The organism is Vibrio sp. Y58_MX_L22, assembly GCF_024181865.1.
Classification (GTDB): Bacteria; Pseudomonadota; Gammaproteobacteria; order Enterobacterales; family Vibrionaceae; genus Vibrio; species Vibrio alginolyticus.
The window spans coordinates 513474-535402 of the sequence record NZ_JAMZAN010000003.1; the positions used below are offsets into that span (position 1 = coordinate 513474).

At 46.0% G+C, this 21929-nt stretch carries 18 protein-coding genes; 10 read left to right on the forward strand and 8 right to left on the reverse strand.

Going from position 1 to position 21929, the window contains the following annotated elements; translation table 11 throughout:
- Positions 1-7: 7 nt before the first annotated feature.
- A complete protein-coding gene (locus NL626_RS10085) occupies positions 8-2041 on the reverse strand; it encodes a S8 family serine peptidase (RefSeq protein ID WP_253657299.1) in 2034 nt (677 codons plus the stop codon).
- Positions 2042-2507: 466 nt separating this feature from the next.
- Here NL626_RS10085 and NL626_RS10090 point away from each other — a divergent pair, with 466 nt between their 5' ends.
- On the forward strand, positions 2508-3764 hold the full coding sequence (locus NL626_RS10090; RefSeq protein WP_017819748.1) for a type 2 secretion system lipase: 1257 nt from the start codon (positions 2508-2510) through the stop codon (positions 3762-3764).
- A 155-nt stretch (positions 3765-3919) separates the two neighbouring features.
- Here the strand turns inward: NL626_RS10090 and NL626_RS10095 are convergent, their stop codons facing one another.
- Positions 3920-4519 (reverse strand): TetR/AcrR family transcriptional regulator, encoded by a 600-nt coding sequence (locus tag NL626_RS10095; protein ID WP_054728629.1) that lies wholly within the window; start codon positions 4517-4519, stop codon positions 3920-3922.
- Between the two features lie 111 nt (positions 4520-4630).
- Between NL626_RS10095 and NL626_RS10100 the strand changes: the two genes are divergently transcribed.
- A complete protein-coding gene (locus NL626_RS10100; protein ID WP_005374097.1) occupies positions 4631-5173 on the forward strand; it encodes a carboxymuconolactone decarboxylase family protein in 543 nt (180 codons plus the stop codon).
- Between the two features lie 96 nt (positions 5174-5269).
- Here NL626_RS10100 and NL626_RS10105 read toward each other — a convergent pair whose 3' ends face one another.
- From NL626_RS10105 to NL626_RS10115, 3 genes are read right to left on the reverse strand one after another with little or no spacing between them, the layout of a single operon-like run.
- Positions 5270-6646 carry an efflux transporter outer membrane subunit gene (locus tag NL626_RS10105; RefSeq protein ID WP_171344276.1) on the reverse strand — a complete coding sequence of 459 codons (1377 nt, stop codon included), beginning with the start codon at positions 6644-6646 and terminating at the stop codon, positions 5270-5272.
- Between the two features lie 14 nt (positions 6647-6660).
- Positions 6661-8625: a MacB family efflux pump subunit gene (locus NL626_RS10110; protein ID WP_253657300.1), complete on the reverse strand. Its 1965-nt coding sequence runs from the start codon at positions 8623-8625 to the stop codon at positions 6661-6663.
- A gap of 1 nt (position 8626) precedes the next feature.
- A complete protein-coding gene (locus tag NL626_RS10115) occupies positions 8627-9802 on the reverse strand; it encodes an efflux RND transporter periplasmic adaptor subunit (RefSeq protein WP_005384341.1) in 1176 nt (391 codons plus the stop codon).
- Between the two features lie 771 nt (positions 9803-10573).
- Here NL626_RS10115 and NL626_RS10120 point away from each other — a divergent pair.
- The 4 genes from NL626_RS10120 to NL626_RS10135 all read left to right on the forward strand — a co-directional run bounded on the left by NL626_RS10120 (position 10574) and on the right by NL626_RS10135 (position 13801).
- Complete coding sequence (locus NL626_RS10120) at positions 10574-11917, forward strand: OmpP1/FadL family transporter (protein WP_017819742.1); 1344 nt, start codon at positions 10574-10576, stop codon at positions 11915-11917.
- 78 nt (positions 11918-11995) lie between these two features.
- Positions 11996-12715: a carbonic anhydrase gene (locus NL626_RS10125; RefSeq protein WP_182039683.1), complete on the forward strand. Its 720-nt coding sequence runs from the start codon at positions 11996-11998 to the stop codon at positions 12713-12715.
- A 79-nt stretch (positions 12716-12794) separates the two neighbouring features.
- Positions 12795-13346 (forward strand): YtfJ family protein, encoded by a 552-nt coding sequence (locus NL626_RS10130; RefSeq protein WP_005480925.1) that lies wholly within the window; start codon positions 12795-12797, stop codon positions 13344-13346.
- A 20-nt stretch (positions 13347-13366) separates the two neighbouring features.
- On the forward strand, positions 13367-13801 hold the full coding sequence (locus NL626_RS10135; RefSeq protein ID WP_182039682.1) for a hypothetical protein: 435 nt from the start codon (positions 13367-13369) through the stop codon (positions 13799-13801).
- 79 nt (positions 13802-13880) lie between these two features.
- Here the strand turns inward: NL626_RS10135 and NL626_RS10140 are convergent, their stop codons facing one another.
- Positions 13881-14420, reverse strand: coding sequence for an NUDIX hydrolase (locus NL626_RS10140; protein WP_253657301.1), 540 nt, complete (start codon positions 14418-14420; stop codon positions 13881-13883).
- Positions 14421-14471: 51 nt separating this feature from the next.
- Positions 14472-15146: a pyrimidine 5'-nucleotidase gene (yjjG, locus tag NL626_RS10145; RefSeq protein WP_005374109.1), complete on the reverse strand. Its 675-nt coding sequence runs from the start codon at positions 15144-15146 to the stop codon at positions 14472-14474.
- 138 nt (positions 15147-15284) lie between these two features.
- On the opposite strand from yjjG, the gene NL626_RS10150 reads away from it, so the two are divergent.
- The 4 genes from NL626_RS10150 to NL626_RS10165 all read left to right on the forward strand — a co-directional run bounded on the left by NL626_RS10150 (position 15285) and on the right by NL626_RS10165 (position 17719).
- Positions 15285-16208 (forward strand): LysR family transcriptional regulator, encoded by a 924-nt coding sequence (locus tag NL626_RS10150; protein ID WP_005384329.1) that lies wholly within the window; start codon positions 15285-15287, stop codon positions 16206-16208.
- A 115-nt stretch (positions 16209-16323) separates the two neighbouring features.
- The gene (locus NL626_RS10155) at positions 16324-16638 is read left to right on the forward strand and encodes a hypothetical protein (RefSeq protein ID WP_167415756.1); all 315 of its coding nucleotides are present in this window, start codon (positions 16324-16326) and stop codon (positions 16636-16638) included.
- A gap of 47 nt (positions 16639-16685) precedes the next feature.
- On the forward strand, positions 16686-17372 hold the full coding sequence (locus NL626_RS10160; protein ID WP_005374113.1) for a YafY family protein: 687 nt from the start codon (positions 16686-16688) through the stop codon (positions 17370-17372).
- A gap of 164 nt (positions 17373-17536) precedes the next feature.
- Positions 17537-17719, forward strand: a complete 183-nt coding sequence (locus NL626_RS10165) for a hypothetical protein (protein WP_005393690.1) — start codon at positions 17537-17539, stop codon at positions 17717-17719.
- Between the two features lie 70 nt (positions 17720-17789).
- Here the strand turns inward: NL626_RS10165 and NL626_RS10170 are convergent, their stop codons facing one another.
- A complete protein-coding gene (locus tag NL626_RS10170; RefSeq protein ID WP_253657302.1) occupies positions 17790-21908 on the reverse strand; it encodes a M66 family metalloprotease in 4119 nt (1372 codons plus the stop codon).
- Positions 21909-21929: the final 21 nt, after the last annotated feature.

Sequence of the window (21929 nt, forward strand, 5' to 3'; positions counted from 1 at the left end):
TCACTCCTTATTGAAATGTCAGAGACCAACTGTTGATTGTACCTGTGTCTCTTCTGGCACTGTCGACGGCTTTAAGTTCCCAAGAACCTTGTGATTCAAAACCAGAGAAATCAACTTGGAAAGTGGTTTTGATATCGTTAGCGCTGCCGCCAGTATTATCGTGAAGCACGACTTGTCCACCTGTCGGTGAAGTCAGAGTCACTCGTAGGTCACCGATGTAAGTATGGCTAATATCTACGTCAATGCTTACAGTACCTGAGTCGCCAGTGCGATCGACATTCAGTGCGCTGATGGCACCAGAGGTTTTGTTGTCAGGAATCGCAACAGGGTTAGTGTTTGAGTAGCTAGAATCTGCAGAGCTACCGCCACCGTCAGGACCATTACAGCCCGCATCCAAGAACAGCTTCGCCGCTTCCGCATTCACTAGGCCGTGACCTGTGCGGTTATCTCGACCTGCAACATCAATGTCTGTCGCGGTTTTGATCAACGCGTTACGTACTTGCGCTGCGGTACACGTTGGGTGGTAACTCCACACCAAGCCAGCTACGCCCGTTACGTGCGGAGTCGCCATCGAAGTGCCGTTGTAGTACTCGTAGTCTTCACCTGATGTAGTTGCAACCGTGATCTCTTGGCCTACGTAACCCAATAGCTCTTGACCAAATGCACGATCAACTGTCACCGACACCATGCGATAAGCGTTGTTTTGGTCAACTAAGAATGGGTTTTGTAACCCAGCCAATGCCGCGTTGCTGTATACAATCGCCGCGCTTGCGCCCGCGTTGTAACATGCTCGAACTGCATCCACCTCTGGGTACGTACCTGAAGATTGATTACCAATACGCTCAGTAAGACAGATTTTGCCTGACATGTCGCCACAGTTAACGTTACCGCCAGATACATCACAGCTATCTAGCGTTGCCGTTACTGAACCCGCGATTGGATCCGGAACATACGAAGAACCGTTATTGATCAAACGATTGTGAGGAACAATCCCACGATCAAACTGGCTTACACCATTCAAGGTAATATCAGAAAGTTTACCTTCACCTACCGTAACCGTTGATAAGATCGCCACACCCGGGCCTGAGATCTCAACTTGATTAGTAGATTGTGAGAACGCCGCATGATCATTTTGATTATCAACAGCCGCAACAGACATCACTGAGTCATAAGAAGCTGGATAGCTGTGCGCTGTATTGCCATCATTACCCGCAGCGGCGATCAATAGAACGCCTTGATCGTAAATACTTTGCAGTGCATTTTGCTCAGTTCGGCTTGATTGACTACCACCAAGGCTCATGTTCACAACGTTAGCACCATTATCGGCACAGGTCTGGATTGCTTTAACAAGCCCAGATGAGTAACCCCAACCCGATTCGTTAAATACTTTCACGATGTGCAAATTAACATTCTGGTTTGGCATCACACCCTTTACACCTTCGGTGTTGGCAATCGCAGCAATCGTACCCGCGACGTGAGTACCGTGGGCATTGTTGTTACCCGGATCACTCCATGATCCCGTACCACTATCGTTAGTACCAGCAACGCGGTTACCGCTTAGGTCGTTGTGCGAAATGTCGTACCCTGAATCGATAATACATACAGTGCGATTACCCGCATTGAAGTCAGCTAGCAGTTGAGCATTAACCGCTTCATATCCCCATGGGGTCGTTTCGCTGAGCAAATAGCGAGGTGGATCGACTTCCACGTATTCCACATCACTACGGTTGCGAAGCGGCTCTAAGTCATCGCCATCCAATTCAACGCTGTAAATGGCGCGATTACCCAGTTTTTCCACCTTACGTGCCTTCACCTGTTCTAGAACAGACTCCTGCGCGATTCGCGGCCCCCAGAATGAGTTACCCCCCATTGAAGAACGGCTGACTGCATCTTCTTTGAATTTGACGATGTACTTCGTCGGTAACTTAGATTCATCAAATCCCATTGGTGGAGCCGCAAACGCTGACATCGAAGTGGTCAGTGCTATTGCTACGGCAGACAACGAAAATAAGCCTTGTTTTTTACTTGTTGTGTAGTGCATTTGCCCTATTCCTTATTTGAGCTAATTTTTATTCACTATATTCTCATGAAAAGTCATCATCATGATGTTTGCATGAGAGCTTCAGCTATAGTTTACAGAGCAAAAATGCCAAACAATTTGTTTCATGAATATACAAATTTGTACAAAAGATCATTCAATAAACACTTTAAGTTAACATTAAAAATCATCAACAAAACCTTATAAAGCAATTACTTAATTAACAAAAAGTGAATGTTAAATTAATGTTAGTGAGTAATTATTCTAAATATCACCCATTTAATCGATTGCTATGCTGAATGGATTTTTTGACCGTGGTGCCAAAACTGAAATATTGAATATTTAGTTGTTGACTGTCTTGAGCATTTACTCAGAATTAGAAGGTTTAGTGAGAAAAATTCTCATCTAAATACTGTTATAGCCGAGCGTATTCACGCATTCGGAACAATAACCATTACAAGAAGAGTGAATGATGAAAAAAACAATCACACTATTAACTGCATTACTTCCGCTTGCCTCCGCCATTGCAGAGGAGCCAACTTTATCACCGGCAATGGTTTCTGCGGCTGAAGTGGTTAGCGCGCAAGAAAATCAAACTTATACGTACGTTCGATGCTGGTATCGTACGAGCCACTCTAAGGACGATGCGGCTACCGATTGGAAATGGGCAAAAAACCAAGATGGTAGTGACTTCACTATCGATGGTTATTGGTGGAGCTCTGTTTCATTTAAAAACATGTTCTACACCAATACCTCACAAAACGTAATTCGTCAGCGTTGTGAAGAAACACTAGATCTAGCGAACGAGAACGCAGACATTACATTTTTTGCTGCCGACAATCGTTATTCTTATAACCACACGATCTGGAGCAATGATGCTGCAATGCAACCAGATCAGATAAACAAAGTAGTGGCTTTAGGCGATAGCTTGTCTGATACAGGCAACATCTTTAACGCGTCCCAATGGCGCTTTCCTAACCCGAATAGCTGGTTCTTGGGTCACTTCTCAAACGGTTTTGTTTGGACGGAATACGTTGCTAAAGCCAAAAACTTACCGCTATACAACTGGGCAGTTGGTGGCGCAGCAGGTGAAAACCAATACATCGCGCTAACTGGTGTCGGCGAACAAGTTTCTTCTTACTTAACCTACACAAAGCTGGCGAAGAACTACAACCCTGCTAACACATTGTTTACGTTAGAGTTTGGTTTAAATGATTTCATGAACTACAACCGTAGCGTGCCGGAAGTAAAAGCGGATTACGCTGAAGCTCTGATTCGTTTAACAGACGCTGGCGCGAAGAACTTCATGTTGATGACACTGCCTGATGCAACCAAAGCACCACAGTTCAAATACTCAACACAGGAAGAAATTGAAACGATTCGTGCGAAAGTATTGAAAATGAACGAGTTCATCAAAGCACAAGCGATGTACTACAAAGCCCAAGGCTACAACATCGCATTGTTTGATACACACGCACTGTTTGAGAAGTTAACCTCGGCACCAGAAGAACACGGTTTCGTAAATGCAAGCGACCCTTGCTTAGACATCAACCGTTCATCCTCTGTTGACTACATGTACACTCACTCATTACGTTCTGAATGTGCAGCATCTGGCGCAGATAAGTTCGTGTTCTGGGATGTGACTCACCCAACCACAGCAACGCATCGTTATGTGGCTGAAAAAATGTTAGAAAGCAGCAATAACTTAGAAGAGTTTCGCTTTTAATAAGCCGTTGTTGTTCATTGCAAGTTAATCTGCATAAAAATGACCACGATGCTTCGTGGTCATTTTTTATCGATATCGAACCCCGATAACGGGTTTATTTGAGCTCGCTTACTTCAAGCCGTTGATTTAGAGACGTTGACTTTGAGCAGCCTCATTCAGCTTTCTGTTTTTGATACGTTACCGCGGAAGCTGTCCACCATAATAGAGATCAACGTCTTTAAGGTTACATCATCACTACGGTATGAGTAGGCTCGTATACCCGTAAACTGAACCTGGAACAACTGAGCAAGAAGCAATGTATCCTGGGCTTCAATTTCGCCATTCTCGATTGCTCGCTCAAACAGCTTTGCAAGAAAAGATTCAAATTGGTTTGCTAAGCTGTTTGTTTGATTGCGCAGCGCATTAAAATCCTCAGCAAATTCACTTGCTGATTTGACTAACATGCACACTTCACTGGGATTGGAGTCTCGCTGATTGATAACCACATCAATCGCGAAAGCTTCTATTGCATCTAGAACCGTTGTGTTCTGAGCTAAATGCAACTCAAACAGGGCTTGTAAGTTCGCAACATACATTTTTAGCGCTTCACAATATAGCCCCTCTTTTGACCCAAACGTCGCATAGATACTTCCAGGACGCAGATTCACGCTATCTTGTAAATCACGTGTAGATGTTGCATGAAAACCTTTCTTCCAGAATAGATCCGAGGCGGCTTTCACCACTTCATCACGTTGGAATTTCTTTGTATTCGCCATGAGCAATTATCAATTTTGAACATACGCTCAATTTTATATTGAGCGACCGCTCAAAATCAACTATCCTGTTCTTGTCTAATCCGCTCATATCCAATTACAGGAGATTTAAACATGGCAGAATTTAAACTGTATACCGCAGAAAACGCACCCGAAGGATCAAAGCACCTGATTGAAAATTCAGTCAAAGCGTTTGGCATGCTACCAAATCTTCATGCTGTTATGGCTGAAGCGCCAACCTTGCTTGAGGGTTATCAAGTTGTGCATGAGCTATTTCAACAAACATCATTTAACGCAGAAGAATTGACCGTCGTATGGCAAACCATCAACGTTGAACATGGTTGTCACTACTGCGTTCCTGCTCATAGTGCGATCGCGGCGTCAATGAAAGTGGATCAGGAGATTGTTGATGCCCTCGTCAACCAAACACCATTGGCAGACGAAAAACTTGAAACACTACGAGAAACAACGCTTCAAATGGTGCGTCAACGTGGTGTAGTGGAAGAGTCTCAGATAGAGAAATTCTTTGCGGCGGGTTACGGACAGCAGCAACTGCTTGAAATTGTACTTGGTCTAGCGCAAAAAGTGATGAGTAACTACACCAATCACCTAGCTGACACCCCGGTTGATGCACCTTTCAAGAAGTTCGCCAAGTAACTTAAGCTTTTATTACTGGTCCCATTGATGGGACCAGTAATACCTTCAAAAAAGGCTTTGTTGCATGGCGCTTCGCTAGTGTGAGCTGACCCCTAATTACAACGGCGCAACGTCGGTTCCTCCTAAAGACTGGTAAAGCGTAACCTGAGTGAGAAACTGGTTGTAACGGTTCTCCAACAAAGAAGCTTGCGCGTTTCTGGTGCCTTCTTGTGCATTCAAATAGTCCATGATCGACGTCGAACCATACTGATACCGCGCAGCATAAATGGACTCAGCGGCACTTGCGGCATCATATTGTTCTTGTAAACGCGCCGCCTGATACTTCAATTTCTCGCGTGCCGACAAGGCATTTTCGACATCTTGGAATGCGGCGTACAACACTTGGCGATAGCTCACAATGGCCGATTGATAGTCTAAATCGGCAATGGCTTGGCTGTTTTTCATCTCATTCCACTGCAAAAACGGTAGCGTCATATCCGCACCTAAACTGCCTATAGGGTTGGAAAGCAGGTCTTTGAGCGCTTGTGACGATCCCCCCAAAGCCCCAGTGAGCGTCAGCTTAGGCAAGTAGTCCAAATCTGCTGCGTCTTTATTTGCTAGCGCGGCTTTGACGTCATAAATCGCGGCTTTAATGTCGGGTCTGCGAATCAATAAATCAGACGGAGCACCAACACTCAACGATGGCATATCGCCTTCAGGCAGCATTTGGATGTTTGCACTGATGCTCTTCGGCGGTTGATTGAACAAAATCGCAAAGGCGTTGTTTGCCTCAAGTAAACTCTGTTCAAACTCACTTTGCTGCGCTTGTAAGCTTGCCAACGTACGTTTGGCTTCAAGCACATCTAACTGATCCACAGCGCCAAGTTGGTACTGTTTTTCAATCAATTGTAGCGTTTGAGCTGCGTCTACCACATTACGCTGGCTGAGGTTTAAGCGCTGTTGCAGATAGCCGATTTGCCAATATAGCGATGCCGTCGTTGCTACCAAACTTTGTGCGGTCGCCTCGCGATCTTGTTGACTTGCCATCGCCGACCACTTGGCTTGGTCAACGTCTGCCGAGATTTTTCCCCATAAATCCAACTCGTAATTGACGGATAAGTTAGTGCTGTAACTATCTGCCGATTCCCCGCTATCAAGAGATTTTTGAACTTGTCCTGATGTGGAAGAACTCAACGTAGGGAAAAGGTCATCTTGCGCTAAACCCAGCTGTAAACGCGCTTTCTTTAGCGTTAGCGTTGCCAGCGTCAAATCGTTATTTTGAGCCAACACCTGAGTAATGTATTGATTAAGAGTTGGGTCGTTAAACGCCAACCACCAAGGATCCATACTGACATCACCCGCAACATGCATCTGTTGCCAATTTGCAGGCACTTGCACCTCAGGAGCTTGATAGTCGCTACGCATAAGCGAACCACAACCTGACAACCACACTGCGCTTAAGGCAGCCGCGACCAATCGAGTTTTGAATTTCATTGTGTTACTCATTTTTAGTCTCTCGCTAGCGCTTCTATCGGATCGAGTTTGGCGGCATTGCGAGCGGGTAAAAAGCCGAAAGCGATGCCAATCAACGTTGAGCAAATAAACGCCCAGATGATCGAGTTCATCGAGTAAATCATTTGGAAGCTGCTACCAGACGTACTGAATGCAAAACCAATCAAAAACGCCAAGCCAATACCAGCAATGCCACCACACAAACACACTAGTACCGCTTCAATCAAAAACTGACGCAAAATATCCGCTTGCCGCGCACCCACAGCCATTCGCACACCGATCTCTTTCGTGCGCTCTGTCACCGACACCAACATGATGTTCATTACGCCAATTCCCCCGACAATTAGGGAGATCACCGCAATCGCTGAGATCAGTAACGTCATGGTTGCGGTGGTTTTCTCGATGCTCTGACGAATGGTGTCAGTGTTAATCGTGAAGAAATCTTCTGTACCGTGGCGCATTTTTAACAAGTTGATGATGCTCTGCTCTACCGCCGCACTTGGGGCGTTCTCATCAATCCGTACAGTAATGCCGTTGAGGTAGCGTTGTCCCATCATGCGTCCCGACATAGTGGTGTATGGCACCCAAATTTTCAGCGCGTCGCTGTTGCCAAACGCGTCTTCTTTTTTCTGCGTGACACCCACAATACGCACTGGCAATGAACCAAGAAAAATCACTTCACCAATCGGATTTCTATCCGCAAACATTTCCTTTCTGGTGTTGTCATCAATCACTGCTTCTTGGGCGAGTGAGTTCACGCTCTCTTCATCCCAAAACTGACCTTTGGCGATCCCATAACCGCGCACACGGAAATAGTCTTCCCCAACGCCTTCCACAGACGCAGTTGCATCCTGATTGGCGTAACGCACGGTTATGCTGTTGGATAAAGACGGCGTGACACTGTCAACAAAAGGTAGACTCTCCAACGATTTAGCATCGTCGGCGGTTAGCGTTTTCACTCGTCCGGAGCGGCGGTCACCAAACCCTTTGCCCGGCCTGACATCAATGGTGTTTGTTCCCATGGATGAAATATTCGACAAAATTTGCTGTTGTGAACCATTACCTAGTGCCACCACGGAAACCACCGAGGCTATACCAATAATGATGCCGAGCATGGTCAAAAACGTACGCATCCTGTGGCTAGACATCGCCAGCAGCGCCATTTTTAGCGCGTCAATAAAACTGTCCCACTTCCACCACTTACTGGCGGCTTGCGCTGGGCGATGAAAAGACGCGCTCGGTGTCTTTGCTGCTTGCTCATTGATTACAACTTGTGCATTTGGCGTATCTGCAATGATTTCACCATCTTTGATTTCAATGATGCGATCCGCAAAGTTCGCCACGTTCATATCATGAGTCACTAAGATGATAGTATGCCCAAGTTGATGCAACTCTTTAAGCAGTGCCATCATCTCTTGCCCACTGTGACTGTCTAATGCGCCAGTGGGCTCATCAGCGAGAATCACCTCACCACCGTTCATCAGTGCACGAGCAACACTCACGCGCTGTTGCTGGCCACCACTCAGTTGGCTGGGCTTGTGAGTCAAACGATCTTCCAGCCCCAAGCGAGCCAACAGTGACTGCGCTCGCTCCGCTCTTTGACGATGAGGAACTCCCGCATAAACCGCAGGTACTTCCACATTTGCCACCGCGGTTAAATCCCCCAGCAGATGGTAACGCTGGAATATAAAGCCAAAATACTCGCGGCGCAGTTCCGCCAATTGGTCGGATTCCAACGTCGAGACATCTTGCCCATTAATGAAGTATCGACCGCTGGACGGTTTATCCAAGCAGCCGAGCACATTCATCAGCGTCGATTTACCTGAGCCCGATGCACCCACGATCGCGACCATTTCACCGCGTTTTATCTCTAAATTAATGTGGTTCAACACGGTAAGCGACTCGTCGCCAGAGACAAATCGTCGAGTTAAATCCTCAACTTTTAAAAGCACGTCACTCATCTTAGAACCTCATTGGAGGTCGACGACGATCACCTCGGCTTGATGATTCTCCATCCATAGCATTGCCAAGAACAACTTGGTCGCCCTCCTTCAAACCTGAGAGAATTTCTGCGTTCACTTTGTTGTTAATACCCACTGTCACGGGCTTTTGCACCACTTGGCCCTGTTCAAGCACTGGCACGGTATAGTTGCCTTTGCCGCCAGATTTTTGCAGCACTTGTGAAGGGACAATCAAGGTATTTTCCGATTGCTCAAGGACAATCGAAACTTGCGCAGTCATGCCGATGCGCAAAATACCTTGCGGGTTCTTCACATCAAATACAGCGTTGTAGTAAATGGCGTCGCTATCTGAAATGCTCAAATCGCTGTCATCGCCATCCATGATTGTTGGCCCCGGCTCAATGGCGCGCAATGTGCCTTTAAACTGCTGATTCGGTTTGCCTAAAATGGTGAACAGCGCCGTTTGGCCGGGGTGAACAAAAATCACATCGGCTTCCGAAATTTCGGCTTTCACTGTCATCGTATCTAACTTAGCTAACTCGATAATAGTTGGCGTGGTTTGATTGGCGTTTACGGTTTGTCCTTCTTCCACCGCGGTGTAGACCACCGTGCCATCCATCGGTGCGTTGATGGTGGTGTAACCGAGATCTAACTGCGCATTGTCGACGTTGATTTTGGCTTTCTCGATTTCGGCATCCAGTTGCGCTAACTCGGCTTTGTAGATGGCGAGCGTCGCTTCGGCATTCTCGTAATCAGCTCGTGAGCTCGCTTTCGCTGCCAACATGCCTTTTTGGCGCACGTATTCATAGTTTGCTTGTTTAATTTGCGCTTGCTTAGCCTGGTACTGAGCGTTGAGACTATTAAGAGACGCTTGGGCTTCTTTGAGGCTGTTTTGCTGAGTCAGGCTGTCAATCTGTGCAATCAAGTCCCCCTGTTTGATCTCATCCCCTAAGTTCACAGCGAGGCGTTGAATTTGCCCAGATACTTGCGCACCTACATTCACCAATTTGGACGCTTGCAACATGCCGTTGGCTAATACCGCCTTTTCGATATTGCCTTTGCGAACGACTTCTGTCGCGTAAGGAGAAATGGGTTCTGGACGTTGCAGATAATGATAACCACCAGCACCAATAGCAAGTAGGCCACACAAAACGAGCCATTTTTTATTGAGTTTCATAGCAGGAGTGAAGTAAATAATCGTTTTGATTTTATACTGCTATTTGTCTTAGCCGTACAGGGTACGAGACGTAAAGATAGGTAAATTAACGTCAAGATACTGAAGGAATAACTTCACTAACGTGAAAAATCCGAGATATTATAGTCACTTCAAAACTTTATCATTCAATAAATATAAAAAAGATCATTTTTAATATAGAAATTCAAGTTATAAGTATTATAAACAAAACTTTTAAATACCAACAAACCAGTAAAATCTAAGCTTATTCAATATGCCATCCATTTAAATTTCATTATGGTCATTTTGATGATTGAATTTAAAGAGGAGTTAAGTGACAAGTTAAATAAAAAATACCCACATAACACAGGTAAGACCGAGAGGAGTGTGTCATGTGGGTTTAAAACGATAGTTCTCTTGCTGATTCGAACTACCAACGTTGGGATGCAATGGAAATACAAATGACTCAGAGTTTCCATCACGGACACTTTATCGCTGGATTTTCCTCTGTTTGTTAGGGAACAGTCAGCACAATAAAAATAGAGAAGTAATACCGCAAAAATAAAAATAGGGGCTCTGAGTTTAATTTACACGTAAAATAATCACCACATTCACGACATGAACCATTAATAAATTCATCAATAAATATTTATTAAGTTAAATTTATTTATTGTCAACATACTGTTAGTTTTACTCCTAAATATACTGGTCAGATTTGTTTATTTTACTGCTTTTCGTTGCAATACAACCTCTAATTAATTCATGAGAAAAAACATGCAGCGACAATTCACTCTTTCACCGATTTATTTATTAATCGGGTTAGCCTCATCGACGGCGTATGCCGGTGGTTTTCAAATTAACGAACATTCGGCGACGGGTCTTGGTCGTGCTTTTGCTGGTGATGCCGTCATTGGTGATAATGCGTCTGTAGTCAGCCGTAACGCCGCAGCGATGACGCTGTTTAAACAAAATGCCTTATCGTTCGGTGTCACTTACGTCAAACCTGACGTTACCGTTAAAAATGCGCAATATCATCGAGCTAACATTAATGCGGATGTCAATGTTGGTATGGGCGGTTTTCCTCCGTCCCCTCAAGTTGACATTACCCCGTCCTTCTCTCAAACCGTGACCGACATTGATGACGTCGATGGCGTTGGTCAACCAGCCGTTGTACCCAATTTTTACTTTATTCACCCTATCAACGACGACTGGTATCTAGGCTTATCGGCATATTCCAACTTCGGAACCGACATGGAGTTTAAACCAAACTATGGCGCACCTGTTTTTGGCGGTGTCACCAGCGTAGCGAGTGTCAACCTTGGCGCAAGCTTGGCATACAAGGTGAACGATCGTTTTAGTATCGGTGGTGGTATTGATGTGATTTACGGCTCTGGTGAGCTGTACCGCGATATGGACGTGGGTGTTTGCGTTGGTGGGAACATACTTGGAAACGAACTAGAACAACGCTGTGGATCCGTAAAAGGCAACGCACTTGATGTGGAAGCTGGCGGCATTGGGCTTGGCGCGAACATTGGCATGATGTACGAGTTTAACGAACGTCATCGCTTAGGTTTAAGCTACAAGCACAGCCCTAACATTGATGCCAAGGGTGACATCCACTTTGCTGGCGAATCGTACGACTCGCTTGCTATGCCGCTACCGGATATTGCGGAGTTTTCCGGTTATCACCGCGTCTTACCTAAATTTGCCCTGCACTATTCTGTGCAGTGGATTGGTTGGTCAGCATTTGACAGCTTGAAAGCTGATGATCAGTTGCTAAAAGATTTTCAGTGGCAAGACTCCGCGCACTACTCCATCGGTGCGACTTGGTACGCCAATGAACGTTGGACACTACGCACGGGTTACATGTTCGACAAAACACCTGTCGATGAGCTGACTTCGCTTTCTATCCCAGATTCGAACCGTCACTGGTTATCTGCGGGGGCCTCTTACCAATGGTCATCAGATACCACGGTTGACATCGGCATGACGTACTTGATTGGTGAAGATGTCAACGTAGAAGAGTACGCGTATGAAGGTGTTCCTGCACCGATGGTGACGGGCGTTACCCATTCAAATGCGTTCCTAATTGGTGCCCAACTCAGCCACCGTTTCTAATTCGTCAGGCAGTGATCAAACCTCTAGGTCATTGCCTTGTAACAACGCTTATCAAAGCGACCGAACAGAGACATTATTATGAACAAAACACTACTTGCTTTTTCACTCTCACTTCTCACTCTAGGCGCGGCTCAGGCTTCAGAATGGGGCTATGGCAATGACAAACACAGGCCAGAACACTGGGGAGAAATCGCCAAAGACTGCGCAACCACGAAAAACCAAAGCCCAATCAACATCGACAACCCAGCCGATGCAAAACTGGAAGCACTGAACCTTTCGTACACTGGTCAGGTCATTGGTTTAACCAACAATGGTCATACGCTGCAAGCGCAAGTGAACGGACGTAACAGCTTCACCATCGATGGCGAGACGTTCGAGCTGCAACAGTTCCATTTCCACACACCTTCAGAAAACCAAATCAAAGGCCGCCAATATCCACTTGAAGCGCACTTTGTACACGCCAACGCAGACGGCGAGTTGGCGGTAATTTCGGTGATGTTTGATGCTGGCGATCAAAACGCAGCGCTGTCTAAACTGATCAACGCAATCCCACAAGAGAATCAAACCACGTTCTTTAAAGATACTTTTGAGATTAATGACTTACTGCCAAAAACTGCAAACTACTATCGATTTAACGGCTCTTTAACCACACCGCCATGTTCAGAAGGTGTGCGCTGGTTTGTGCTTAAAGACACTCAAACCTTATCCAAAGATCAAGCCGCGAAACTGATGGAAGTCATGGGACAAAACAATCGTCCGCTGCAACCGCTAAATGCGCGCGTTGTACTTTCTAACTAAACGCCACATCCGATAAGGGGCATCGTATTCGCCCCTTATTTTGATTCGATCTAACCTCACTTCGTTACAGGAACCCCCAATGAAAACTCCATCTGTTCTGTCACTCTTACTCGCACTCGCCCCGACATTCGCCTTCTCTCATAACCTTTCTGTCGGTCAAACCACCCCTTCCGTCAGCATTGATACCTATGGCGAAATGACGCTGCAAGGAGACGATGTGGCTTATCAACCTTGGGCAACTCAGCAGATGTTAGGCAAAGTCCGTGTGATACAAGCCATTGCAGGTCGTAGTAAAGCCAAAGAGATGAACGCGCCGCTGATGTCAGCAATCACTGCCGCTCACTTTCCTGAAGATCAGTATCAGACCACAACCGTGATCAACCAAGAAGACGCCATATGGGGAACCGGTACATTTGTTAAATCGTCGGCAGAGGACAGCAAAAAGACATTCTCTTGGTCTTCCATGGTGTTAGACAAAAATGGCGTATTAGCAACAACTTGGGATCTACAGCAAGAAAGTTCTGCGATTATCGTACAAAATAAACAAGGCGAAATTTTATTCGTGAAAGAAGGGGCTTTAACTCAAGACGAAGTCACGCACGTCATCGAACTGATTAAACAGAATATCTAAACCTAAGGTAAGGAAAAGCTATGAAACTGTTCAACACCATCGCACTCTGTCTTTTAGCGGCTGTAGCCTCTTTCCAATCGGTTGCAGGAGACAACGATTGGGATAAGATTGCAGATAAGACCGTCAGTTTTAAATCGGAAACCGACACAGTCAATCCACTGTCACCATTTGCTAACGCTCGTTTCAGCCACATAAAAATCAAATGTACGCAAGGTACGGTCGATCTGAAAAGCGTTAAAGTAATCATGAAAGATGGTCAGGAAAAGACGTTCGACAGTTTAGGGGTTCTGACTAAAGGCATGTCATCAAGAAGCTTAAGCCTACCAACAAAAGATAACGCGAAGTTAGACAAAATCGAGTTGAACTATGAATCGGTTGGCAGCACTACGCTGCAAGTCGCGGGGGTGACCAAAAAAGCGCAAGTGGAAATCTTAGGTAAGAAAATCGACGAGTAAGCGATGGCTCAACGAGCTCACCCAAACTAAAAACAGCGGCACTAGGCCGCTGTTTTCATTAAAAAATCGTAATGAATAACTAAATGAATTTCTTCAGCTTCGCCAAACCATAAGCAGCGATGGTGACACAATCTTTGATCGTACCGTCGATCATCATCTGTTCGAACTCCTCTACCGAAAAAGCACGAGCGATCAAATCCTCTTCTTCACTGTCGAGTTGATTGCCCACGTCCGTTAAATCAGTGGCGAAATAGACGTGACATGTCTGATTCAAAAAGCCGTATGCGATAAACTGCGCGCCGACATACGCCATGGCGCTCGCCTGCATACCCGTTTCTTCACGCAGTTCGCCTTTGGCAAGCTCAAGATGATCCGCATCTGGGTTTGATTCCCACGCCCCTTGTGGGATCTCCCAACAACGTTGACCTACGGTGTAACGGTACTGCTGAACCAAGTGAATCATCCCGTTATCGATAGCCAGAATCGCAGCACAATCAGGTTTGTCGACCACACCATAGATGCCCTCTGCGCCGCTCGGACGTAAAATTTTGTCCTCACGCACCGTCATCCACTTATTCTGGTAAACGACTTTGCTGTCTAGCTGTTTGATATCTGACATGATTATTCCTTGATTTTTCTGAGGGTTACTACGGAATAATACCCGATTCGGTTACGCCACCAAAATGTTCTTTAGTTCACTCAAAGACTCAACGGTGTAATTTGGTGCGATACGCTCATCGACGCTTGCGCCTGTGGTATTTAACCAGCAAGTTTCAATACCAAAATTATTACCACCCAGAATATCGGAATGCAGGTTGTCACCCACCATCAGTACGCGCGTTTTGCATGGGTTGCCCATTTGCTGCATCGCGTATTCAAAAATACCTAAGTCCGGTTTTGCTACGCCCACTTGTTCAGAGATCACCACTTTATCGAAGTACTCAGTCATCCCTGTGCGCTCAAGGCGAATTGCTTGCAACTCTGTAAAACCGTTGGTGATAATGCCCATTTTAGCTTTGCCTTGCAGCGCTTCCATCAGCTCTTTTGCACCTGGCAACAAGCTGCAAATATCGGCCATCGCTTCTAAAAATGCGCTGTTGAGATCTGCTGTTGTAGTATTCAACTTCTCAGCCCACTCGGTAAAACGCTTATGTTTTAGCTCATCTGCCGTTACTTTGCCATCTTGGTAATCCACCCAAAGCGGTTTGTTTACGGTTTGGTAATGAGCGAAATCTTGTTCAGTAAAATCTACGCCTTTGCGAGAAAACATAAGCTGCAAACCTTTGAAAGCATCAAAGTGGAATAAGGTTTCGTCAGCGTCAAACAGGATCCAATCGTACTTCATTTTCTTCTTCCCAAAATCAAGGTCGTAATATTGGTGCATAGTCTAGATTGTTTTCTTCTTGAAGATAATCTCTATAATTGGAAATTAATTGTATCCTTGTGCTCAACAATAAATGCTTCACGATAATAGGAGATTGATGTGAACGCGATTGCCTCCCTGCCCGTTTTTGTTGCTGTTGTCGAATGCGGCAGCTTTTCCCTTGCGGCCAAACAGCTGAATCTGACGAAATCGGCGATCAGCAAACGCATCAACCAACTAGAAGACGATTTGGGCATTCGTCTCCTTAACCGAACCACACGTAAGCTGAGCCTGACCGAAGCGGGAGAACGCTATTTTGAGTACGCCTCTCAAGCGCTCAACCTAGCCCAACAAGGCGTGGACGCGGTATCGGAGCTGCAAGGCTCTCCACAAGGTCGGCTCAAAATTACCGTGCCGATGTCTTTCGGTGTGCTGCATATCGCGCCTTTGATCAGCGAGTTTCTCGCTCGTTACCCGAAAATTGAAGTGGATTTAAACCTCGAAGACAAAATGGTCGATTTGGTTAAAGACGGTTTTGATTTGGGGATCCGTATTGGTGAACTCACCTCTTCCAATCTAATCGCAAAACGCCTCGCCCCTTGTAAAAGTGTGCTTTGTGCCTCGCCAGATTACTTAGCGGAGTTCGGCACACCACAAAAACCAAGTGATTTAGTCAGTCACAACTGCCTGCGCTATTCCTATTTCCGTGGCGGCGTCGAATGGATGTTCATCAACAACGGCAGCGAATACAAGGTGCTTCCAAAAGGAAACTTTATCGTCAATAACAGCGAAGCCATTCGCCAGTTGCTGTTAAGAGGTTCGGGCATTGCGCAACTGCCAACATTTATTGCAGGAAGAGACTTTGCCGCAGGAAATCTAAAACCGGTGATGGAAGAGTATTCTCTACCAGAACACGCCATTTATGCGGTGTTCCCTGAGCGCAAACACATGCCGTTGAAAGTAAGAGCCTTTATCGATTTTATCAGCGAAAAACTCGGCACAGATTTACCTTACTGGGATCGTTACAACAGCCCAGAAAAATAACCATATTGATGATAAGTGAGTGAGATTTCACTACTGACATGTTCTGACATTCCATCCGCGTAACCTTATTTGGAACTCAACAGGCAATCCGCCAAAACCAATAAGGAATCACAATATGGAAACCGTTATCGAAACTGTGCAATTTCGTCTAACCGCAGGCACAACAGAGCAAGACGTGATCGCCGCTGCCAAACAGTCACAAACGTTTGCGAAGAATCTGCCGGGCTTTTTGTACCGGTCGCTCAGTCACGAAGCGACGGACGATCTGTGGACAGACATCATTTACTGGCGTTCAATGGACGATGCAAAACAGGCGGGAAAACAGATTAAGCAAGCCGCTGAATTTCAGCCTTTGTTATCAATGATTGACTGCAAAAGCTTCGAGCTTAAACATCACAACTTAAAAATGTGCAGTGAGCTAGAGAAGTAATCAGCCACACTACCACTAACAACCAGTAGGTCTAGATAAGGAACATCATGAGCAAATCAGAACGACTGTTTGAGCTACTGACGCTTCTGCGCGCAAAGCGTTACGCCGTGACAGCGAAAGAGCTCGCAGAAAGAATGGAAGTCAGCGAACGTACGATTTATCGCGATATTCAGTCGTTGCTCAGTTCTGGTGTTCCGATTCAAGGTGAAGCAGGTGTTGGCTACCTGTTGCAAGCTGGCTCTCATCTGCCGCCTTTGATGTTCTCAGAAAAAGAGATGATGGCGCTTGAACTGGGTATGCGGATGGTTCGAGCCTGGTCGGATGTTGAACTCGCCGAAGCGTCTCACTCTGCGTCCACCAAAATACTTTCGGTATTGCCCGATAAGCTCAAACAACAAGTGGAAGATTGTCCGCTGATTGTGCCCGATTATCACACCCAATCCGAGACTGCCAAACGAGGGCAGCTTCTGCGCCACGCGATTGATCATCAGTTTAAGGTCAGTTTGGATTACCAAGATGAAAGCGGACAAGTGACCGAAAGAAAAATCCAACCGTTAGGCCAGTTCTTTTGGGGCAAAGTCTGGACGCTGGTCGCCTGGTGCGAATTGCGCGATGACTACCGCCAGTTCCGCCTCGACCGTATCCAAGCACTGCGTATGCACGATGAAGAGTTTCAGAGTGCGGAAACCAAATCTCTCAAACATTATATTGCGCAGTATGAATCGAAAGATTGAGTGTTCTTCATCCTTCCATCACAAGGATTCTAAATTGCTCTGCTCAATGCGAGATATTTGGAAAGGCACATTTAGTTAAACTAATGTTTCATTTTTAACAGATGCGCAACCAACCTAAGATCGTTAACTTAAGTAGCACGTCAACCACACCGGAGCGTGAAGCTATGAAAGTACTGATTCAATACACCCAAGCAGGGAAATATCGAGATCAAGCGTGGGAGTCTTTAACTCTTCGATCTAAAGGTGATATGCAGGCCGTTACCCCTTCTTATGCTGCCCAACTTATCGAACAAAGCAAAGCGACACTTGTGATGACAGAAGACGGACAGATCATCTTTCACTCCTAAATTCCATCAATCCTATGACGAAAAAGGCCTGCATTGCTGCAGGCCTTTGTATGAGTGAATTAAGAGTTATTTACTGGAAACTCACTGCCGTTGGTAGGCGATCAAGCATCTTGTAGTAATCACCAGCTACAGCGCCAATATCACCACGCAAATACGCTTGAATCATATTGAGATCTTTCAGCCAAAGTTCTTTGTCAGCATCTGAAGACGCCATGTACCCTGCGTACACATTGTCGACCGCGAACATCATGTCTTCGGCGTGATCGTTGTAAATCAAAAGCATCGCATCAGTGTAAGCTTCGAACGCTTTCAGCTCATCGTGCGCTTTACCACCTTTGTAGCTCAATGTGCCCGAAGTTGCATCGATGACCAAATCACCCGAAGTCACATTCGCTGTCGTAAAGTTGATGAAAGACTGGCTGAACGACAGCACACCTGCCGCGATATCCGCATCAATGGTTCGCTTCATTGCGTTGACCATTGGCGCATCCAGCAGCAATACAGGATCGTGGAACGCTGGGACAATCGCTGTTCGGAATGGCCCCCAAGCGCTATCGATGCTCTCTGCAACCTTGTTTAGTGTTGCATGCTCATAGCTATCTAGGTACGTTTTTAGATCGTAACCTTTGGACGTCACCAGTTGATTTGCGTAGTCGTAAGCCAGCTTGTTTGCTTTTGTTGCCACAAACTTCTCGCCGTCGATAACAAACTCAACCTTGTCACCCGCGATAATACCGTAGCGGTCTTGTTGCTTCGTAAACGTATCAAACTGAGATTGACCACGAGTCTTCACTGTGTAGTCGTAAGACTTCATTTGGCGCACACCCATTCTCAAGATGACATCGCCAACACGTCCGCGACCTTCTGCGCCAATATCAAGGAACCTTGCAATACCACGAGGCATTGGTGGTAGGGACTCCATTTGCTCAGTGATGTGTAGGTTCACGGTAACACCTTTTAGATTGGTGTATTCCTTACCGTCTTTACCCACCAATTTAACTGGCGTATTTAACGCATCATTTGCCACGATGTTGCCCATGATGTCTTCGTATTCAGCTTGCACCCCAGGGATATCAAGCAGCGATGCAAAGCTCACCTCATCGGTAAAACGGTTCGAGAATCGACGTGCTAAGAAGTGGCTCGCAAGCGCTTTGTCTGGCCAGTTACCCAACACAGACACCGCATTTGACCAAGGGTAATCCGGGTCAAAGCTACCAATTGAGTTTAGGAAGCGTCCATTCGCAGTTTCCGCAACAGCTATATAGCCCTCATCTGAATCTTCGATAAAGCGTGCTGCCAAATCATCAAAACAGCTGGCTGTTGAAAGATCGTAATCAGCCGGAATTTGGTGTGAGTTGTTGTCTAACAGTTGACCAAAAGAAATCACTTTTTGGTTGCCTGCCGCATTTTCTATCACACATTGATGCTCTGGTGTGCGCAAGATATCAAGGAAGAACGCCGCGGATTTTTTCGCCCCATTCGCATAATCACAGAACCATGAGTTATCGGCTTTGCCTTCGCTACAGTATTGAGGGTTTGAAGCAAGGCGCAATAAGAAATCACCCGGCTTATCCGTTGACGAAGTGTAACCTAAATTGGTGTACAGGTTATCGATGCGCTCAAGATCTTCCATCTTGTCACGGATAGCGCTCATTTCCATGTAACGGCGCACTAAGTAACCAGGATAATCGGACGAGAATAATCCTGTGGTCCCATATAACTCCAAGTTGCGTCGATCATAGCTATCGAGATAGTTCTGCCACTCGTAAGAAACAATTTCTTCTAGGTTTGTACCTTCGTCAAAACGGTTACAGTCGCTGTTTAGAGAAACGTTCCCATCGGTACAGAAATCGTAAGACTTACGCTCAATTTCATTCACTTTATCTAGGTAGTAAAGTGCGCCATAACGAGTTTTCGCATTCAGTTCAGGATCATCAGACAACGCAGCGATATCGAATCGGCTAAAGTCACAGTTGTAGAGTGATTTGCCTTTCTCGCTCCCCGTTAGCGCCTTCACTTCAGAACACACCATCAGCGATGTGTTGTCTGGATTGTTGCCAAACTTGTATGCAAAGCTTTGTTGGTAGGCTTGCTGATCAGCGAGGTAACGAGCATATGCCACTTTGTCTTCATCGCTCGCACTGTCTGCCGGTTTCGCAACAGGTGCAGGAGCTGAACCTGAAGAATCTTGAATCGTCTCGACTTTACGGCCGTAGCCGAACTTAAACGCCGCAATGTCGTACAGACCCCAAGTTGGCGTTTCATCCAACATGCTTGGTGCGTAGTCCATTGTCGAACTGTAAGCAGGAATGTTGTTCAAGCCGAGTTGATGCGCTTGCTCTAGCGTGTAGTAGTTCGCTTTGTCATTTGAGCCTTTAAAGTTATGGCGCAGACCCATGTTATGACCAAGCTCGTGAACAAGCGTATTGCTGTAAGTCGCAACCGTAATCGCATCTGCGGCTTTCACTTGCAACTCTTTTGGCAGGTATTTCCAACGCTTAAGCTGACGCGATACTTCGTTACCTGCGTCATCAAGTTTGATCTCAAAGTAACGCTCGTCATCCAACTTCAAGTTGTCCAACATGGCCTTGTTGGTTGAAGAAACCCACGACGCTTCGATTGGATAGACGTTGTTCTCTGCCCAGAAAGACAAACGGTTCTCTTCAGCTTCAACCACCTTTTCAAACTCCATGTCATCATTGAAGTTTTTCATTAGCTGAGTTGGGCTCTTCGTCGCTGCTTTTCCAGAAACGATGTCTTCTTTTGAAACGAGCGGCGCATGAATGTTTTCATCCGATTTCAGGCTCGCCATCGCCGCCATTGTAGAAAGCGCTTCAATTCTATCCGCAACTCCTGTTTTCACTGATTCGCTGCTGGTTGGCAATGGATCTAAGCCATCTAAGTCCAGTTGATTACGATTATAGAAACGCGCCAAGTTATCCCAATAGAAAGGCACACCCGTTCTTGCAACGCCTGCGTATTGGTTCACGTGGCCTTTGATGATTTCCCCCGTCATCGGGTTAGAAACCGACGGGCCATAGCCAAGCAGACCGTTAGCTAAAGGCTCGTCAATCAGGTTAATCACGTTGTAACGCAGATCTCCTGGGTGAATACCAGCCGCTTTGGTTTTGTTCACAATCTCGATTTCAGGCTTGCCTGCATCCGCCCCAAATACATTCAGCGCTTGGTTCATCTTGTCGATCGATTGCAGCGTTGCATCCAAGAACAACTTGTTCTTCTCTTCAAAGAAATTGTCGCTCAAGTAATATTTGATAGAGCCTTGATCTGGGTTGAAACGATTGAGGTAAACCACATCACGGTCGTATTTATTCGTGACTGGGTTAAGCTTTTTCGTCGATGTGGTGAAGAAACCAATGTCGTTCTCATCACCCACTGGGTACAAGATCGGTTGGTAACCTTCGGTTGCCACTTCACTTTCGTGCACTAACGAGTAGTAGAAACGAGATTTAAACGCGCCATCCACAAGCGCTTCATCCAAGCTCGCTTTCGTTGCAAAGTTGATGTAGTCAGAAATATTATCTAAATCGATACGGAACGTGCGCTCTAGTTCGAAATTGAGAAGACCGTTTTTAGGGTCAAAGTCCCACGAGATCAATCGTGGTGCGCCAATTTCATCAATGCCCTCGGTAATGCCATACAGATCTTCCATATTGAATTCTGCAATTTCGAGATCTTCAGGGCGAGGAGTGAAGTGGGTTTTCTTCTTGTAGTTTAGGCTTGCGTCTTCGTTGGTTTCTTCTTTGTTGGTGCAATCACCATGCGCGTCTTCTTGACAGCGATACGCCGCAAAGTCACCCGGAATCGTCAGCACTTGCGCGAAGTTAACGCCGTCGTCGTCTGCGACAAATTTCTCTTCACCGCAGTAGTTATTAGCATCTTTGCTTAGATGCGCGTCTGGGTAGTTTTTATCGTAACTGCGAACTTCCAGACCTTCTTTGGTAAAACAAAGCTCAACGTAACGAGGTGAACCTTGTAAGAATGGGAATTGGTTAAGAGCAAAGCGTGGAGCGGCACCAGTCGTCGGAACGTAAAACCAACGACCGTCTTTAAGATCTTTTACTGCGACTTCTTTTGCATCTCTTTCGACATAGTCATACGCCTGATCATCTGCGCCACAGCCTGCAAGTGCGGCCGTTATTGCTGACACCAGAGTCAATTTTTTAAACATTATTTGGATATCCTTAATTGT

What these genes read in the sequence shown, in the direction of transcription:
- NL626_RS10110 (WP_253657300.1), bottom strand. Translation starts at nt 8,625, where the DNA reads ATGAGTGACGTGCTTTTAAAAGTTGAGGATTTAACTCGACGATTTGTC.
- NL626_RS10115 (WP_005384341.1), bottom strand. Translation starts at nt 9,802, where the DNA reads ATGAAACTCAATAAAAAATGGCTCGTTTTGTGTGGCCTACTTGCTATT.
- NL626_RS10085 (WP_253657299.1), bottom strand. Translation starts at nt 2,041, where the DNA reads ATGCACTACACAACAAGTAAAAAACAAGGCTTATTTTCGTTGTCTGCC.
- yjjG (WP_005374109.1), bottom strand. Translation starts at nt 15,146, where the DNA reads ATGAAGTACGATTGGATCCTGTTTGACGCTGACGAAACCTTATTCCAC.
- NL626_RS10105 (WP_171344276.1), bottom strand. Translation starts at nt 6,646, where the DNA reads ATGAAATTCAAAACTCGATTGGTCGCGGCTGCCTTAAGCGCAGTGTGG.
- NL626_RS10135 (WP_182039682.1), top strand. Translation starts at nt 13,367, where the DNA reads ATGAAACTGTTCAACACCATCGCACTCTGTCTTTTAGCGGCTGTAGCC.
- NL626_RS10130 (WP_005480925.1), top strand. Translation starts at nt 12,795, where the DNA reads ATGAAAACTCCATCTGTTCTGTCACTCTTACTCGCACTCGCCCCGACA.
- NL626_RS10100 (WP_005374097.1), top strand. Translation starts at nt 4,631, where the DNA reads ATGGCAGAATTTAAACTGTATACCGCAGAAAACGCACCCGAAGGATCA.
- NL626_RS10155 (WP_167415756.1), top strand. Translation starts at nt 16,324, where the DNA reads ATGGAAACCGTTATCGAAACTGTGCAATTTCGTCTAACCGCAGGCACA.
- NL626_RS10165 (WP_005393690.1), top strand. Translation starts at nt 17,537, where the DNA reads ATGAAAGTACTGATTCAATACACCCAAGCAGGGAAATATCGAGATCAA.
- NL626_RS10170 (WP_253657302.1), bottom strand. Translation starts at nt 21,908, where the DNA reads ATGTTTAAAAAATTGACTCTGGTGTCAGCAATAACGGCCGCACTTGCA.
- NL626_RS10140 (WP_253657301.1), bottom strand. Translation starts at nt 14,420, where the DNA reads ATGTCAGATATCAAACAGCTAGACAGCAAAGTCGTTTACCAGAATAAG.
- NL626_RS10160 (WP_005374113.1), top strand. Translation starts at nt 16,686, where the DNA reads ATGAGCAAATCAGAACGACTGTTTGAGCTACTGACGCTTCTGCGCGCA.
- NL626_RS10095 (WP_054728629.1), bottom strand. Translation starts at nt 4,519, where the DNA reads ATGGCGAATACAAAGAAATTCCAACGTGATGAAGTGGTGAAAGCCGCC.
- NL626_RS10120 (WP_017819742.1), top strand. Translation starts at nt 10,574, where the DNA reads ATGCAGCGACAATTCACTCTTTCACCGATTTATTTATTAATCGGGTTA.
- NL626_RS10125 (WP_182039683.1), top strand. Translation starts at nt 11,996, where the DNA reads ATGAACAAAACACTACTTGCTTTTTCACTCTCACTTCTCACTCTAGGC.
- NL626_RS10090 (WP_017819748.1), top strand. Translation starts at nt 2,508, where the DNA reads ATGATGAAAAAAACAATCACACTATTAACTGCATTACTTCCGCTTGCC.